At 44.7% G+C, this 16,770-nt stretch carries 17 protein-coding genes; 2 read left to right on the top strand and 15 right to left on the bottom strand.

Annotated elements, in window-relative coordinates; genetic code table 11:
- Nucleotides 1-38: 38 nt before the first annotated feature.
- From CU635_RS16270 to CU635_RS16315, 11 genes are all read right to left on the bottom strand, one after another.
- On the bottom strand, nucleotides 39-473 hold the full coding sequence (locus CU635_RS16270) for a BrxA/BrxB family bacilliredoxin (RefSeq protein ID WP_101578440.1): 435 nt from the start codon (nucleotides 471-473) through the stop codon (nucleotides 39-41).
- Between the two features lie 81 nt (nucleotides 474-554).
- The gene (ilvD, locus tag CU635_RS16275; protein WP_101578441.1) at nucleotides 555-2,264 is read right to left on the bottom strand and encodes a dihydroxy-acid dehydratase; all 1,710 of its coding nucleotides are present in this window, start codon (nucleotides 2,262-2,264) and stop codon (nucleotides 555-557) included.
- Nucleotides 2,265-2,470: 206 nt separating this feature from the next.
- Nucleotides 2,471-3,619: a conserved virulence factor C family protein gene (locus CU635_RS16280; protein WP_101578467.1), complete on the bottom strand. Its 1,149-nt coding sequence runs from the start codon at nucleotides 3,617-3,619 to the stop codon at nucleotides 2,471-2,473.
- A 133-nt stretch (nucleotides 3,620-3,752) separates the two neighbouring features.
- Nucleotides 3,753-5,639, bottom strand: coding sequence for an ABC-F family ATP-binding cassette domain-containing protein (locus CU635_RS16285; protein ID WP_101578442.1), 1,887 nt, complete (start codon nucleotides 5,637-5,639; stop codon nucleotides 3,753-3,755).
- A complete protein-coding gene (locus CU635_RS16290) occupies nucleotides 5,636-6,280 on the bottom strand; it encodes an HD domain-containing protein (protein WP_180956496.1) in 645 nt (214 codons plus the stop codon). The genes CU635_RS16285 and CU635_RS16290 overlap by 4 nt, the downstream gene beginning before the upstream one ends.
- 233 nt (nucleotides 6,281-6,513) lie before the next feature.
- On the bottom strand, nucleotides 6,514-7,368 hold the full coding sequence (locus CU635_RS16295) for an amidohydrolase family protein (RefSeq protein WP_101578444.1): 855 nt from the start codon (nucleotides 7,366-7,368) through the stop codon (nucleotides 6,514-6,516).
- Between the two features lie 10 nt (nucleotides 7,369-7,378).
- Nucleotides 7,379-7,525 (bottom strand): hypothetical protein, encoded by a 147-nt coding sequence (locus CU635_RS23425; RefSeq protein ID WP_180956495.1) that lies wholly within the window; start codon nucleotides 7,523-7,525, stop codon nucleotides 7,379-7,381.
- Between the two features lie 56 nt (nucleotides 7,526-7,581).
- Nucleotides 7,582-7,740 (bottom strand): hypothetical protein, encoded by a 159-nt coding sequence (locus tag CU635_RS16300; protein ID WP_245917495.1) that lies wholly within the window; start codon nucleotides 7,738-7,740, stop codon nucleotides 7,582-7,584.
- Between the two features lie 226 nt (nucleotides 7,741-7,966).
- Nucleotides 7,967-8,443, bottom strand: coding sequence for a glutathione peroxidase (locus CU635_RS16305; RefSeq protein WP_101578445.1), 477 nt, complete (start codon nucleotides 8,441-8,443; stop codon nucleotides 7,967-7,969).
- A 63-nt stretch (nucleotides 8,444-8,506) separates the two neighbouring features.
- Complete coding sequence (locus CU635_RS16310; protein WP_101578446.1) at nucleotides 8,507-9,034, bottom strand: hypothetical protein; 528 nt, start codon at nucleotides 9,032-9,034, stop codon at nucleotides 8,507-8,509.
- Nucleotides 9,035-9,054: 20 nt separating this feature from the next.
- Nucleotides 9,055-10,743 (bottom strand): formate--tetrahydrofolate ligase, encoded by a 1,689-nt coding sequence (locus CU635_RS16315; RefSeq protein ID WP_101578447.1) that lies wholly within the window; start codon nucleotides 10,741-10,743, stop codon nucleotides 9,055-9,057.
- A gap of 338 nt (nucleotides 10,744-11,081) precedes the next feature.
- Here CU635_RS16315 and metA point away from each other — a divergent pair, with 338 nt between their 5' ends.
- A complete protein-coding gene (gene metA / locus CU635_RS16320; RefSeq protein WP_101578448.1) occupies nucleotides 11,082-11,990 on the top strand; it encodes a homoserine O-acetyltransferase MetA in 909 nt (302 codons plus the stop codon).
- Between the two features lie 47 nt (nucleotides 11,991-12,037).
- Here the strand turns inward: metA and CU635_RS16325 are convergent, their stop codons facing one another.
- Complete coding sequence (locus tag CU635_RS16325; protein ID WP_101578449.1) at nucleotides 12,038-12,730, bottom strand: AIM24 family protein; 693 nt, start codon at nucleotides 12,728-12,730, stop codon at nucleotides 12,038-12,040.
- 14 nt (nucleotides 12,731-12,744) lie between these two features.
- Nucleotides 12,745-13,428 carry a class I SAM-dependent methyltransferase gene (locus CU635_RS16330; protein WP_101578450.1) on the bottom strand — a complete coding sequence of 228 codons (684 nt, stop codon included), beginning with the start codon at nucleotides 13,426-13,428 and terminating at the stop codon, nucleotides 12,745-12,747.
- Between the two features lie 304 nt (nucleotides 13,429-13,732).
- On the opposite strand from CU635_RS16330, the gene CU635_RS16335 reads away from it, so the two are divergent.
- A complete protein-coding gene (locus CU635_RS16335) occupies nucleotides 13,733-13,933 on the top strand; it encodes a DUF3892 domain-containing protein (protein ID WP_101578451.1) in 201 nt (66 codons plus the stop codon).
- Between the two features lie 96 nt (nucleotides 13,934-14,029).
- Here CU635_RS16335 and mntR read toward each other — a convergent pair whose 3' ends face one another.
- Nucleotides 14,030-14,452, bottom strand: coding sequence for a transcriptional regulator MntR (gene mntR / locus CU635_RS16340; protein WP_101578452.1), 423 nt, complete (start codon nucleotides 14,450-14,452; stop codon nucleotides 14,030-14,032).
- An 84-nt stretch (nucleotides 14,453-14,536) separates the two neighbouring features.
- On the bottom strand, nucleotides 14,537-16,702 hold the full coding sequence (locus CU635_RS16345; RefSeq protein ID WP_101578453.1) for a DNA topoisomerase III: 2,166 nt from the start codon (nucleotides 16,700-16,702) through the stop codon (nucleotides 14,537-14,539).
- Between the last annotated feature and the right edge of the window lie 68 nt (nucleotides 16,703-16,770).

Consider the following 16,770-nt stretch of genomic DNA (forward strand, 5'->3'; position numbering starts at 1 on the left):
CGGCTTAAACGAAAAAAGGACGTCAGGAGACATCCTATTTAACAATGGGCTTCAAATGCTGCTGTAAGATTTTCCATAATCGCTTCCATCGAATGGTCCTCAATATCATGACGCGGGATAAAATGGACAACCTTTGTTCCTTTTAATAGCGCCATGGAAGGAGACGAAGGCTCGATCCCTTCGAAATACTCGCGCATTTTCGCCGTTGCTTCTTTATCCTGCCCGGCAAAAACGGTGACAAGCTGATCAGGTTTTTTGTCCGATCTTAACAGCGCCTGGGTTACCGCCGGCCTGGCAAGTCCTGCTGCACAACCGCAAACAGAATTAACAACTACTAAAGACGTTCCGTCTGTGTTTTCCATGAATGCTTCAACTTCATCTGCTGTTGACAACTCTTCAAATCCTGCACGAACGAGCTCTTCCCGCATTGGTATTACCATTTGTCGCATATATTCTTCGTATGCCATTGACATGTGTAAATCCCTCCCGAAAAAGTTTGCAATGCAAGCATACTATAAGCGATGCTTGCATTGCAATTTTGCGGAATTGCTGATTTATATCTTTAACGGTTGTTTCACTTCAGTTTCCTCAAATGAATCGGTAACAGCTCCTTTTGATGCACAGGAGACGAGTCTTGCGTATTTTGCAAGAGCTCCTCTGCTGATCAGTGGCGGAGCAGACCATGTGCGTTTTCTTTCTGCCAATTCATCCTCATCAAGCGCGACAGAGAGCACCTGGCTCTCAGTATCAATCGTAACCACATCACCGGTCTTAATCAGAGCAATCGGACCGCCAACCTGTGCCTCCGGCGCAATATGGCCGACAACAAGACCATGGGTTCCGCCTGAAAAACGACCGTCCGTTAACAGCGCTACGCTTTCGCCAAGACCTTTTCCAACGAGGATCCCAGAAATCGAAAGCATTTCTGGCATTCCAGGCCCACCCTTTGGACCTTCATAGCGGATCACCAGGACATCACCGGCTTGAATCTCCCCATTCATGACTGCTTCTGTCGCTGAAGGTTCATCATCAAATACTTTCGCTGGACCAGTTAATTGCTTTACTTTTAAGCCAGACACTTTTGCTACAGCTCCAGAGGGGGCAAGGTTTCCAGATAAAACGACTAATGGACCTGCAGGCTTCAGCGGCTCGCTAACCGGATATATCACTTTTTGGCCGTCTGCCAAGTCCGGGGCATCCGCGAGGTTCTCGGCAAGAGTCTTGCCGGTTACCGTTAAACAACTGCCGTCAAGCAGCCCTTCTTTTAACAACATTTTCATCACTGCTGATACACCGCCTGCATTATGCAAATCCTGCATGACGTATTTACCGCTCGGCTTTAAATCAGCAAGATGCGGAACCTTTTTCTGGATCCGGTTAAAATCGTCCAATGATAGATCGACTTCTGCAGCATGGGCAATGGCCATTAAGTGCAAGATCGCATTTGTTGAACCACCAAGTACCATTACTACGGTAATCGCATTTTCAAATGCTGCTTTTGTTAAAATATCACGCGGACGAATGTCCTGTTCAAGCAACTGGTAGACTGCCTGTCCAGCAACAAACGCATCAGTGCGTTTCTCGTCCGTTTCAGCAGGATTGGAGGAGCTTCCGGGAAGGCTCATCCCCAATGCTTCAATCGCACTTGCCATCGTATTAGCTGTGTACATTCCACCGCATGATCCAGCCCCCGGACAAGCATTGCATTCGATTTTGTGAAGTTCTTCGCGGTCAATCGATCCTGCATTGTATTGACCGACCCCTTCAAACGCCGACACGATATCGATATCTTCGCCGTGCAATTTCCCCGGTTTAATCGTTCCTCCATACAAAAATACGGACGGAAGATTCATGCGGGCAATCGCCATCAGGCAGCCAGGCATATTCTTATCACAGCCACCAATCGCAACAAAGCCATCAAGGCTTTCTCCCCCAACAACCGTTTCGATTGAATCGGCAATCAGGTCACGGCTCGGCAGCGAGTACCGCATTCCTTCCGTGCCCATCGAAATCCCGTCAGAAACCGTGATCGTATTAAACACAAGCGGCGCACCGCCCGCTTCCCTGGCCCCGTCCTTAGCTTGAAATGCCAAATCATTAATATGTATATTGCACGGAGTCACTTCGCTCCATGTGCTTGCAATGCCGATCATCGGCTTTTTAAAGTCCTCGTCAGAAAAACCGACTGCACGCAACATTGCCCGATTCGGTGCCCTTTTTTCATCATCACTGATTACATGACTTTTGATTCTTAAATCTCTCACTGCTATCTCCACCTTGTAAAAATAGTTTCTTTCAAATATAGCCCCTTTCTATGCTAATTTCAACAATTTTCATAAAATTTTAATATATCAGTTTTACGGAAAACGCTTCCAGATAAATCTTTTTTGAGTCTGAGCGCACTAAAAAAACCGAATGCTGGATATGTAACCAACACTCGGCTTTCGGCTCAAAAATGCAATCACTCTGATTATGCGTGCTCTTCTCCCTGCTTTCTTGCTTCAGTCATCTGCTTCCAGACAGATCCCTTCGCCGCTTCTCCGCCTTCGATCCGGGCAATCGCGAGCTTAATCTGCATGCTTACTTCAAACTCGGGATCATCTTGAGCTGCCCGTAATGCAGGGAGGACGCTTTCATCACCAACTTCATATAAAAACATGGCGGCGCGCCAGCGGACAAGCTTGCTGCTGTCTTGCAATGCGTCAGCCATTTTGTTCATGGCCTGTTCGAAACCTAAGTCCGATAAGCAGTCCCCTGCCGTGCGCCGCACCGTCACCGATTTATCTTCAAGCGCTTTATAAAGCAGTGGCAAAACCTGGGGATCCTCGATCATTCCAAGATAAACGACAGCAAGTCTGCGAATCGATGCTTTTTCATCACCGAGTGCTTTTTCAAGCAACGGTAAATCCGCCAGTTCAGGGTCTTCCATTTGTTCAAAAATCTGATAACGCTTCCGCCAGTCCGGATCATTTAAACTGTCTGCAGTTAATTTTAATTTCTTTCGCCTCTGCGCAGCAACCTGGCAGGTTTTATCTGGATTAGCCGCCTGTTTGACCAAATCATTCAAGCGTTCCTCCGGATACGAAGCAATTAGTTCTTCAACAACTTCCTGGCCGACTTGATCAAAATCGCCATAGCGTATCCCGAAATCATGCCATTTTCGTTCCATGACGACATTATCGGAGGGGTTCTGGACATTTGCCAAAGCTTTTAAAAATACTTCAGGGAGGCCAAATCGCTTTTCTTCGGCTCCATCCGTTAACTTCACTTGCATCGGGATTCCTTTGAATATTTGCACCTGCACTTTTATTTCACCATAATGCTCATTCATAACCGGATTTTTTTCATTGTCACTGCTTGATTCTTCCCCAAAAGCTTTCCTAACCTGCGGAAGGATCTGTTTCCAATCGTACTTGGCATTTCTTTCTACAGCCAAAAAATCAGCGACGTGATAAACACCTTTAACACCTTCGACATTCAGGATCGATTTGATTAAATCCGGTGCACCTTCAACATGGTCTTTTTTATAGTTATTGCTTTGGCCCATTGGAAGCTCCCGGTCTAAAATAATCTTCATTGTATTCGGGCTTGGAGTCGGCTCTATCGCTAATATTTTCATTTTTATTTTCACCCTTTGCATCTTGATTACGTTTATATCTTGCAAGAATTTTAACATAATCTTGCCTGTGTATTCACCTTTGGAGATCCAAAAAGATCAACCCGGTAAATACAATCACCGGGTTTGTCCTTGTTCACTCGTTCTCGACTATTTCTGAGAGGTAGCTCCAACGTTCAATTAAATGTTCAAGGCGCTCATTGAGCTCCGCTTCCTCTTGCGTTAATGTATGAGCTTTTTCAAAATCGCTGCCTGTAGTTGCCATTTCCGCTGCGATCTCGTTCAGTCTTTTTTCTGCAGCTTCGATATTGCCGTCAATTTCTTCCCATTCCTTTTTTTCCTTGAACGTCAACCGCTTCTTTTTCGTTTTGTCGATTGGATTCGTTATTTGCTCCTCAACTGCAGTTTCTTTTAGAAGCGGCTTTTCTGTTTCTTTTTCTAAAAATTCGCTATAGTTTCCGTAAAAAGATGCGACTCGCCCTTGTCCTTCCATTATGAGCAGCTGCCTGGCGACCTTATCGAGAAAATAGCGGTCATGGGAAACGGTTAAGACGACTCCTGGGAAATCATCAAGATAATCCTCGAGTATTGTCAATGTCTGGGTATCGAGATCATTTGTCGGCTCGTCAAGAAGCAAAACATTTGGTGCTTCCATCAGTAATTTCAATAAATAAAGGCGGCGTTTCTCGCCCCCGGATAGTTTTCGAATCGGCGTACCGTGCGTATTCATCGGAAAAAGGAAGCGCTCAAGCATTTGCGCTGCCGAAATGGTTTTTCCGTCGGACGTTTCGATGACTTGGGCCGTTTCCTTTAAATATTCGATCATCCTCTTGCTTTCATCCATATCCTCGTTTTCTTGGGTATAATAAGCAACCTTCACTGTCTGGCCGATGTCCAGCAGTCCGGAATCCAATTCGGTTGTCCCGGCGAGCAGGTTAAGCAATGTCGATTTGCCTGTTCCATTTCGGCCGATGATTCCGATTCGATCACCAGGCTTCACGAGCAAATCAAAACCGCTCAAAATGATACGATCGCCGTATGACTTTGTCGCATCCTTCAGTTCAAAGACCTGTTTGCCGAGCCTGCTTCCGCCGAGGGAAATATCGAGCTTGTCTACCGACTGGACTGAGGATAATTGTTCGTCAAGCTGATCAAACCGTTGAATCCTTGCCTTTTGCTTCGTCGTTCTCGCCTTGGCCCCTCGTCTTATCCACTCAAGCTCGCGGCGAAAAAGATTTTTTCTTTTTTCGAGTGTCGCCGCTTCATTTTCTTCACGGATCGCTTTTGCTTCGAGGAATGCTGCATAATTGCCTTTATAGCTGAAAAGACGACCGCCATCGAGCTCAAAGATCCGATTTGTAACCCGGTCAAGAAAATATCGGTCATGCGTTACAAGCAAAAGCGCCCCGTTATATCTTCCGAGATAATCCTCAAGCCATTTTACAGAATCATAATCAAGATGGTTTGTCGGTTCATCAAGAATCAATAAATCCGGCTTCTTGATTAAAACTTGTGCGAGGGCGACCCGTTTCTTCTGTCCACCGGAAAGCTCGCCAACTTTTCTTGTAAAATCGTCAATGCCTAGCTTTGTCAGAATTGTTTTTGCACTTGTACTTAAATCCCAGGCATTGTGTGCATCCATTTTCTTCTGATGGCCAAAAAGTGTCTCCTGCAAGTGCTGATCGTCTGGATTTTTCGTTAATAGACTAAGCGTTTGTTCATATTGTCTCAGTATGACAAAAATGGGTGCCTCCCCTTCAAAGACCTGATCCAATACGGACAATTCGGCTAAAAGTTCAGGATTCTGGGATAGGTAGGAAATTGTATAGTCTTTTCCTTTGATAACTTCACCCGAATCGGTGAAATCGATTCCAGCGATAATTTTGAGGAGGGACGATTTTCCAGTTCCGTTCACGCCGATTAACCCGACGCGGTCTTTGTCTGAAATAGTGAAGGATAATTCGTCAAAAAGCTGTTTTTCCCCGTAAGTTTTAGACACATTTTCAATTGAAATCATCTTCATGCCTCACCATTCCATTCACTATGAAATTCCTTTAAAAATTGTTCCATAAACTCGTGGCGTGACTCAGCCAGCTGTTTGGCTGCATCAGTATTAAGGCGGTCTTTTAACTTCAGCAACTTCTCATAAAAATGATGGATTGAAGAAGTTTTGCCATTTCGATACTCTTCCACAGTCATTTTCTCTCTAATTTGGATATGTGGATCATATATCGGCTGTCCCTTACTCCCCCCATATGCAAAGGTTCGGGCAATGCCAATCGCGCCAATTGCATCAAGGCGGTCTGCATCCTGGACAATTTCCGCTTCAATTGAAGCTAACTCCTGGTTGTTTCCGCCTTTAAATGAAATAGAAAAAATAATATCCAAAATATGCTCCTTAATCGCTTTTCCTAAATTAAGGGTATGGATAAAAGCAAGAAGCTTTATCTTTCCTGCTTCGCTGCTTACATTTAGCTTTTCGTCCGCTATATCATGGAGCAGGGCAGCCATTTCAATGACAAACAGTTCGCCTCGCTGCTCCCTATCTGCTATATTCAAGGCATTTTTCCGGACCCTGTCAATATGATGCCAGTCATGCCCCGTCACATCATTCTTTAAGCTTTCTTTCACAAATTGCTCAGATAATTTAATAATCTGGTTCATCAATGCACCTGCTTTCTACCCGTTTTTTATTTTAACACGAACCGTTAAAATTCGAGAATAAAACGAAATTGGTATCCGTTGCGAAGGGCATTTACGAGCGGAACTTGCGATTTACGAGCGGAGCTCAGGATTTACTGGTGAAACGAAGGATTTACGAGCGGAGCTCGCAATTCACGCGCAAATCTCGACAAATGCAAAAAAGCTACCCTTCATTTAAAAGGATAGCGACGCATCTATTTTAAAAACGGCTTGATTTTCGGAAAAACATTTATGGACGTATCATAAAAAACTGCCTGATGGTGTTGTTCGGGTATCAGTTTTTTTATGAATTCAACATAGGGAGCAACCGGAATAAGCGGCCAGTCGGTGCCGAACAACAGCTTATCATACGAATCTGCAAATTCGAGGGCATGGCGCAAATGGTCAAGGAACCGCCCCTGCAGACGTTTCATCAGATCCTTCTCTGTTCCAACGATCAACCCTGATAAATCTGCAAACACATTTGGGTTTTTATAGATGAGTTCTGCTCCTGTCAATGTCCACGGATCGCCGAAATGGGCCATCATAAAAGTAACGTCCCGATATTTAACTGCTACTTCGTCAATCGCAAGCGGATGCGAGTATTTGAGCAGCCCGCGTTCCGAATAAGTATCTCCGGTATGAAATACGACAGGCAGACGATATTGGGCGGCGATTTTATATACCGGTTCATATACTTCATCATAAGCATAGAAAGGATAGTAGCCCAAATAAATTTTAATACCGACAACCTCTCGTTTTTGCACCTCGGCTTCCAGCCTTTTAAGCGCCTGTTCCCCGCAGTCAAACGGATTGATTCCGGCGCAATAGACAATATTTCCGGGAAGGCTTTCGCTTAAATCAAGACCCATTGGTGTGGAGGCAGCATCGTCGGGAAACCCCATGTCGCCTGTTTCTGTCAATCCCATACCAATCCCGAGGACGACATTCGCTTGCTTGTATTCAGTTAAAATGCCATCGAAAGAGTAATCAACAAACGAAAGTCGCCGGGCTGTTTCATGGAACGAGTTAATTTTCGAAAAATGCATATGTGCGTCAATAATCTTCATGTCTACTCCTTCAATCAAGCTGGAACCTGATCCTGTTTAGCTGACGAAGCACTGAGCCCGTTAATTGCCGCTCATCAAAAACGATAAACATCGGCGCAGTTTTTAATTCACTGCTCAGCTTTTGCTTGCTGACGACTTGTAAAGCTTGTTTATTCATGTAAGCTCCAGTATCCGATCACTTCTTCTCCTTCAACTGCAAGATATAGAGCGATATTACCGGAGTTCGCTTCCTTCTGGATGACTTGCGCCGGGTGTTGTCACACGAGTATCTCCGCCCCAGCGGTCACGGCTCATATACCACATTTTTGCAATTCCGGCTGCAAGGCCTTCATGATACTCGACAATCTGGATCGCTTTCGTTAAATGATTCATCTTTATGCCCTCCTAGCACTAGGATCCTTTATCTCTTTCTTTCTTACAAATTTTTAAATTTGCTTTGCTTTGCATCTCAGGTCTCCTCCTTCTATAGAATTAGCGGGAATGTTTTCCATACCTTCTTTAATCCTATTGCCTGCCCTGCCAATTGTAAAGAGTATTTAGAATTTTTCGGACAACAAAAAAGCTTCCTCCAATAAGGAGAAGCTTTTTTGTTTGAGGCTTATAGTAGCTGTTCGATGTCACCCGACATTTCCCGGGGATTTGTGCTCGGGGCATAGCGAGTGACCGGATTGCCTGAGCGGTCAACAAGGAATTTCGTGAAGTTCCATTTTACACCTTTCGTTCCTAATGCCCCAGGTGCTTTTTCTGTTAAGTATTGAAAGAGTGGATGAGCATTCTGGCCATTCACGTCGATTTTCGCAAACATCGGAAAATTGACGCCGTAATTTAACACACAAAAGGATTGAATATCCTCTTCGCTGCCAGGCTCCTGGCCCATAAATTGATTGCAAGGAAAACCAAGTATCACCAAGCCTCTATCTTTGTATGTGTCATACATCTCCTGCAATTCTTTATATTGGGGTGTGAAACCGCATTTGCTGGCTGTATTGACGATCAGGAGTACATTCCCTGCATAACGGTCCAGAGAAATTTCTTCCCCGGTAATGGTTTTCGCGCTAAATTGGTAAACTGACATATTAGCCACCTCCTGCCCTTATCTTACTGTTAGCTGCTGATAAAGGCGAGTAGGAAGCATCAATCAGAGCACACTCGTTTGCAGGCTTTTGATCGTTTTTTCCATATAATCAATCATCGCGACTAAATCATCGATCTGCTCTTCAAATATAGGTCGATTGAAGCTGACGATTGTCTCGTTCGTAACATTATCTTCCGACTCATGGCCGAAGGTCCACCTTTGAGTGATGATCCTCTCTATACCCCAAATTTCTCTGACCTTTTCCTGAATAATCCCGGAGATCGCTAAATCCTTTTTATGGGTCGTATTAAAGACAATCAAAATGGTACAGCCGGCTTCCTGTCCGCTCCCGCTTTCTAGAAGCAGCTCGGCAGCAAGGTTTTTCAGGCTTGCCTGTAAAATTAACGTGCAGGAAGGATCTCCAGGCAATGACCCGGGATTTGTGAACGAAACCGAGTATTCCCGCGACAGCTTTGCCGTATTGATCAGATCATTGCGGTCAATCACCTTTAATTCTCCTGCTAAATCCTTATCATAAATGGCGCCTTCAATCACTACCTTCATATTCTCAAATGCGGTCGGATCAAACAAGGCTCGCATACCCCATTTCTTTAAAACAAGCCAACTGCCTGTCCGTTTTCATCGACATCCATTTTTAAAGCTGCCGGCTGTTTTGGCAAGCCCGGCATTGTCATGACATCTCCGGTGAGGGCGACGATAAAACCAGCTCCTACCGACGGCTTCAGCTCACGGACCAGCACCGTAAAATCCGCTGGTCTCCCAAGCTTTGCTGGATCATCCGACAATGAATATTGGGTTTTCGCCATACAGATCGGGAAATGTCCCCAGCCAAAATCATCGAACTCTTCTAATTGTTTTTTCGCTTTTGGTGAAAATTCAACATCACTTGCTCCATAAACCTTTTGAACGATTGTCCGTATTTTCACATCGAGCGGATCCGAAAGATCGTATAATGGCTGATATTCGGTCTCGTTCGTGTCAATAGCCTTCAAAACTTTCTCTGCGAGCTCGACACCGCCTGCTCCGCCTTTTTCCCAAACCTCCGTTAAAGCGACTGGGATGTTTTCCTGCCGGCAAAGCTCAAGAAGCGCCAACACTTCGGCTTCTGTGTCCGTAATAAACCGATTAATTGCGACTACAAATGGCAGGCCAAAGCTCTCGATCGTTTCGATGTGCTTCTTAAGATTCGCGAAACCGGCTGTTAGTGCGGCTACACTTTCGTTTTTTAACTCAGATTTAATCATGCCGCCATGCATCTTCAAGGCACGGACAGTCGCGACGATAACAACGGCTTCCGGTTTGATGCCGGCACTGCGCCCTTTAATATGCAAGAACTTTTCTGCGCCCAAGTCTGCACCAAACCCTGCCTCAGTGATCACAAAGTCGGCCAGCTTTGCGGCCGCCGTCGTTGCGATCACACTGTTGCAGCCATGGGCAATGTTGGCGAATGGGCCGCCGTGAATCAGCGCTGGTGTATGTTCTATCGTTTGCACAAGATTTGGTTTTACGGCATCTTTCAACAACAAAGTTAAAGCACCTTCAACATCTAAATCGGCTACTGTTACCGGCTCCCGGTTAATGTTATAAGCGATTACCATCCGGCCAAGCCGAGCTTTTAAGTCGTTAAGGTCAGCGGCAAGGCATAGGACTGCCATGATTTCCGAAGCAACCGTGATATCAAAACCGTCCTCACGCGGCACTCCCTGTACGGGTCCGCCAAGGCCGATGACAATCTTCCTTAACGCCCGGTCATTGAGGTCGAGCGCCCGCTTCCAGACAATCCTTCTTTGATCAATCTGCAGCTCATTGCCTTGCTGGAGGTGATTGTCAAGCAGTGCAGCGAGAGCGTTATTCGCTGTTGTGATCGCATGCAGATCACCGGTAAAATGAAGATTGATGTCTTCCATCGGCAGCACTTGGGAATATCCTCCCCCTGTTGCCCCGCCCTTTATTCCCATTGTTGGCCCAAGTGACGGCTCGCGCATCGCAATCATTGTTTTCTTCCCTAAGCTCGTAAATGCATCGGCCAATCCAACCGTAACGGTCGATTTCCCTTCTCCGGCAGGCGTCGGGTTGATGGAAGTCACGAGAATAATTTTCCCGCTCTCTTTCGTTTGCAATTTTTTCAGTGTATCGGCTGACAGCTTGGCCTTATATTTTCCGAAAAGTTCGATATCATCGTCCGAGAGCCCAACAGTTGCTGCAATCTCAACAATCGGCTTCATTTGTGACTCTCTGGCAATTTCAATATCGGATTTTACCTCTGTTTTTAAGTTCATGTTGATCCCCCTGATTGATTGAAATAATATGAAAACTCTCTTCTATATTTTAACACTGCGAGATATATTCTAAAGAACAATATTTAAAAATTTTTAGCCTTTTCAATGAACAAACAATTGTCTCGCGCTAATCAGCTATTTATAATGTAGTTAATGGTATAAATTTCATAAATCAATTCATTAAGTGAAAAACGAGTTTTTTTAAATTAAGATAGTATTAAAGTTAGTCTAACGGCATCCCCCTGTCTTTAAGACAGCTACATTCGTTTTTCGGTTTAGCTTATTACATTGTGAAATTTACTCAGGTAAGCAATATTTTTTTATTTGGAGGTGCTGTTTTGCCGATTAAAATACCGAAGCTCCTGCCCGCCCGTGAGGTTCTTGAATCCGAGAAAATATTTATTATGGATGAGGACCGTGCCAACAGACAGGACATTCGCCCGCTAAATATTCTGATCTTAAACCTGATGCCGGAAAAAGAGAAAACAGAAACGCAGCTGCTGAGGCTGCTCGGGAACAGCCCGCTTCAGATTAATATCACTTTTCTAAAAACAGCTACCCACGAATCAAAAACAACAAGCCCGTTGCATTTAGAGCAATTTTACACAACATTTGCAAACATTAAAGAGCGAAAGTTCGATGGGATGATTATTACCGGAGCACCTATTGAATTACTGCCTTTCGAAGAAGTTTCCTACTGGCAGGAAATCACGGAGATCATGGAATGGACATCGGATAATGTAACTTCATGCCTGCATATATGCTGGGGAGCACAGGCGGCTTTGTTCTACCATTACGGGATTGGGAAGCATGAACTGCCAGCAAAATGTTCAGGGGTGTATCTTCATCAAATCTGTGACAGGCGTGAAAAGTTGCTGCAAGGCTTCGATGATGTTTTTGCCGCTCCCCACTCCCGAAACACGGGGATTGATCTGCACGAGATAGTGGACAACAAAGACTTAAAGCTTCTGGCTCTATCGGAGGAAGCCGGACCGTTTATGATCAGTTCACGAGACGGCAAACGCATTATGATTACCGGCCATTTAGAGTATGATGCAAATACACTCGCGGAGGAATATAAGCGCGACAGAGAAAAAGGACTGGACATCCACATGCCGGAAAACTATTTTCCTAACGATAATCCGCAAATGCTGCCGGTTAACCGCTGGCGTTCCCACGCCCATTTGTTGTTTTCGAACTGGTTAAACTATTATGTATATCAAGAAACGCCGTATGAGTGGAAGTGATTTTTTATAATTGAAAGAGGCATCCTTGGAGGACGCCTCTTTTTTTGTTAGGACTGCTGTGAATAATACACTTCTTCATACGGCTGGACGACGACAAATCCGTTTCCGGAAAACTTCATTTGAATCGATTCACCGCTCCCCCTGCCTAAAAACGTCTTCAAGGAAATGTCGGTTACAAACTCTGGTTCAAGCGTACCGGCCCACGCAACAGTAGCGTTCGGATCTGTAAAGACAGGATTATCTGGAGTGACCAGCAATGTCACCGGTTCATAATGGGAGGTGATCGCGACCATTCCCGATCCTTCAAGCCTGACGTTGAACAGCCCGCCGGCCATCATTCCGGCAACCCTCCGCATTAGCTTGATATCCCAATCGATTGAAGATTCGAACGACAGCAGGTCATTTCCGTTCACAAAAATGGATTCCCCTTGCAAATTCAGGATCGACACTTTTTTGCCCTGATCTGCAACGTAAAGCTTGCCATTTCCTGTAGCCTTCATTAAGGATGCCCCTTCACCTGAAAGAGCTTTTTTAAACATTTTACCGATTCCGTGTTCAAAAATTCCTTCCCGCTCGTATTTAATATTGCCGCGGTAGGAAACCATCGCACCTGCTTTCGCCCACACCTGGCCATTGAGGTTTATTTCGAGAAGCCTTGGTGTTTCCAGTTCAAAAAGTCCTTCACCTTTATCCTGCTGCTTTGTTGAATTGACAAATTCATTAACTGAATATCTGCTCATGATAAACTCCCTTTCTACTTCGTATTCTCCAGCATAAATACCCACATAAACGCAAGCGACTGTTTTAATTCAAGCGGTAATGATTTGATTTGCAAAGCTTCTGTCCCTCTTTTGTATACCCCAAATTCATCGATTTTCCTCCAGCCGTTTTCCAAAGCAAGCTTTTCGAATTCCCATGGCATCATCGTATTGCAGATCACTTTTTCGCCATATAGGCGGCGGTAGCTGTGTTCCCGCGGCATTGCTGTTGGCCCGAGGATTGCAATGACCGCTAAACCATCGCTTTTCACGATTCGTTTTGCTTCGCAAAGAACAGCTAATGGATTTTCCGTCCACTCCAATGAATTAATCGCAACAGCAGCTGTAAAAGAGCTATCAGCATAGGGCAGGCGTGAAATGTCTGCTTTTAAAAATTCCGCTGATGTTCCGTTTGCGTTAGTTTCCGCGGTTTCAACCATTTCCGCGGAAACGTCTACTCCGGTCACTGTAAAACCAGCTTTGGCAAGCTTGATTGCACCATAACCGTCGCCACAGCCAAGATCACAAACGGTGCTACCCGGTTCAAGATGCTTTTCGATAAATGGGACGATATCTTTTCGGCTGCCATGATCCCACATCTCGCTGCTGCGCGAATTCCAAAACCCCGCTCTCTTGTCCCATTGTTTTTCAGCTTCACTTGTCCAATCGAATGAACCCAAATGATCACCTGCTTTAAAATATTTGTGAATGAAATTTCATAAAGCAATTCTTTAATTCAAAAACGAACAGTTATTTAAAATTAAGATAGTAGTTCATACTGCTGTTTCTTTAGATAACTTCATTCGTTTTTCGGTTGAGCTTATTACATTGTGAAATTTACTTAATTTACGTTCGTATCTACTAAAAAGTTTCCTCTCTTGTGGAATGGTCATAATCTTGTTCGCTATTTGAGTCGTTAGGTCCTTTATTTGGTTTATTTTTTTATAAAAACTGACAGACTGATGAGGAGAAAGGAGCGAGAAGATGCCTGAAGAAAAACTTGTTGGTGTCCATAAAAACCGCGACGGTGAAATCATAAACTTCCACACTTCGACCGGGAGGATTATTTCTTACCGCAAGGCTGTGCTGGAAATCGAAGCCGGTATTTTGTCCGGGTTTGAACTTGCTGATGATGGGATTCCACAAGGAACATCAGTTTTTGATGAATTACCGGAATTATTTTAAGGTGGGAAAATCTCTTTATCTCAGTACTTTTCAAATAAAGTAAAAGAGCCTTGCTGGAATGTTCCGACAAGGCTGCTGCTTTATGTATGAACTCTTCTATTCGACTTCATTTCGATTCTGGATTTCCTTCAGTGCGTTCAAGCGGCTCTGATCCTCTTCAAAAAACTGGACGAGGTCGCCGATCCGGTCGATTGCATCCCAGCTGAGGTGGTGTTCGATACCTTCAACGTCGGCATATATATTTTCGTCTTTTACCCCGATCATTTTCAACAGCTGCTCGAGCAGCTCGTGACGATAGACAAGCCGTTTGCCAATTTTCTTGCCTTTCGGAGTTAAAATGAGACCGCGGTATTTTTCATAAACAAGATACTCATCCTTATCAAGCTTTTGAACCATTTTTGTTACTGAGGAGGGATGGACAGACAACGCTTCTGCTATATCGGAAACGCGCGCATATCCTTTATCTTCAATCAATATAAAAATTTGTTCAATATAATCTTCCATACTAGGTGTTGGCATCCCGTACCCTCCCAAAAATCATTAACATTAAAAGTTTACTATACATGAAAGACAGTGGCAAGATAGCACTGCCATCCATGTCTTCTACACACCTGAAGGGCTTTTCTCAAACAAGAAAACAATCTTTTCATTGTTGGCATCCCAAGTCAACTTCGCGTTAAAAAGCTTGTCTTTCCCTTTAAAACCCTCGATCGTATCTGTTGTGCCTTGTTCGAGAAGGGTCTTTGCGAGCTTTTGGGTGATCGTTTTGCCGGCGATTTTTTTGGACAGCGTGAATTTGCAGCCTGTTTTATTGTAGTTCGTACAGCCGAAAAAGCTGCCCTTATCGATGACTTGTCCATCGCATTTTCGGCATTTACCAAGCTTGGTTACGCGCTTCTGCTTTGGGCTGCGCGGAATAAAGCCTTCCGTTTCTTCGCTCTTGAATGTCCAATTTGCCGCTTCCTCTACCGTTGCAGAAATAAGATAGGCAACCATTTTGCCGGTCTGGTCCATAAACTGCTTTGGTGATGCCTTGCCTTCTGAGATCTCCTTCAGCCTTTGCTCCCACTTCGCTGTCATTTCAGGTGAAGCAAGCACTTGCTCCCCGATTGCCCCGATCAAAATTTTTGCTTTTGCGGTCGCATACACAAGGTTTTTTGTGATTTCGATATAATTCCGGTCCTTTAACATCGTGATGATTCCGGCGCGGGTTGCCTCTGTTCCAAGGCCTTCCGTTTTCATCAGCACTTTTTCGAGCTCTTTGTCCTCAATATGCTTCCCGGCGGTTTTCATCAAAGTGATCAGTTGCCCTTCTGTATACCGTTTTGGCGGCTGCGTTTTGCTTTCTTTTACATCAGCCTTGAAGACTGTTCCCTTTTCCCCGGCGTGGAGGGATGGTAGCAGCGGCTCTTCTTCTTTTTCCTTTTGCGGCAGCACTTTTCGCCAGCCTTCTTCAAGCTGAACCTTTCCTTTTGAAATAAATTCAGCGCGCCCATCGACAACAGTTTGAACGGTTGTATATTCTGTTACAGCCTGTGGATAATGGGCGGCGACAAGGCTTCTCGCCACCAGGTCATACAATTTCTGCTCATCACCGCTCAGCTTATCGATATTCTGAACCTGGTCTGTTGGAATAATCGCGTAGTGGTCTGTCACTTTTTTATCATTCACATAACGCTTGTTTGTTGCAATTGACGAATGGGGCAGCGGAAATAAGTCTGCATATCCGGGCAGTTTCTCAATCTTGTTTAAGATGCCCGGGAAGGTTTCTGCCTCGCCTTTCGTAACATGGCGCGAATCGGAACGGGGATAGGAGACGATTCCTCTTTGATACAGCTTCTGGAGAACGTCCAATGTCTTCTTAGGCGAAAATTTAAACCTTCTGTTGGCATCCGCCTGGAGAGCTGAAAGATTATACAAGAGCGGCGGCAAAAATTCTTTCTTTTCCGACTGCACATCGGCAACTTCGGCAGGCTTCTCCTGGCAGAAGGCGGCTATTTTTTCGGCAAGCTCCTTCGTTTTGATCCTTGTCTCGCCATCCTTTTCCCACTTTCCTTCATACTTTTTACCTTCTATATTAAATTTTGCCTGAACCTCCCAAAATGGTTCAGACACAAAGGAGTCAATTTCATGCTCTCTTTGAACGATTAAAGCAAGCGTCGGGGTTTGCACGCGGCCAACTGAAAACACATCAGAAAAGCCATTTTTCTGGAGCAGCAAGCTGTACAGCCTTGAGGCGTTCATTCCGACCACCCAGTCCGCACAAGCGCGCGTATATGCCTCATAATATAGGTTTCTCGTGTCCTCTTCACTTAACAGCGAATGAAATCCATCTTTGATCGAATTTGGCGTCAGCGAGGAAATCCACAATCGCTTCATTGGCTTTCTACACTTAGTGAGCCGCAATATATTGCGGACAATCAACTCACCTTCCCGCCCGGCATCGCCCGCATGAATAATTTCGGAAACTTCCGGTTTGGAGATCAGGTTTTTGATGACAGCAAATTGCTTTCCTTTGTCTTTCGTTACTTCATAATTAAATTGATCAGGTACGATCGGCAATGTTTGCAAACTCCACTTTTTCCACTCCGGTTTGTATGTTTCAGGTGCGGAAAGCTGGCAGAGGTGGCCGATTGCCCATGTCACATAAGCCCCTTTTATAAAGATGTCATTTGGAAAAATTTCAATAAAGCCACTGTGCTTTTTCATTTTAAAAACAGAGGCCAAAGTCGCCCCCTGATCCGGCTTCTCGGCAATGATTAATTTCATGTTGATTACTCCCTCATATCATTCCTTCTACTAAAATATTAACATTATTGCTAAGTTCAGTGAAATTT

Source organism: Bacillus canaveralius (assembly GCF_002860125.1).
GTDB classification, from domain to species: domain Bacteria; phylum Bacillota; class Bacilli; order Bacillales; family Cytobacillaceae; genus Bacillus_BJ; species Bacillus_BJ canaveralius.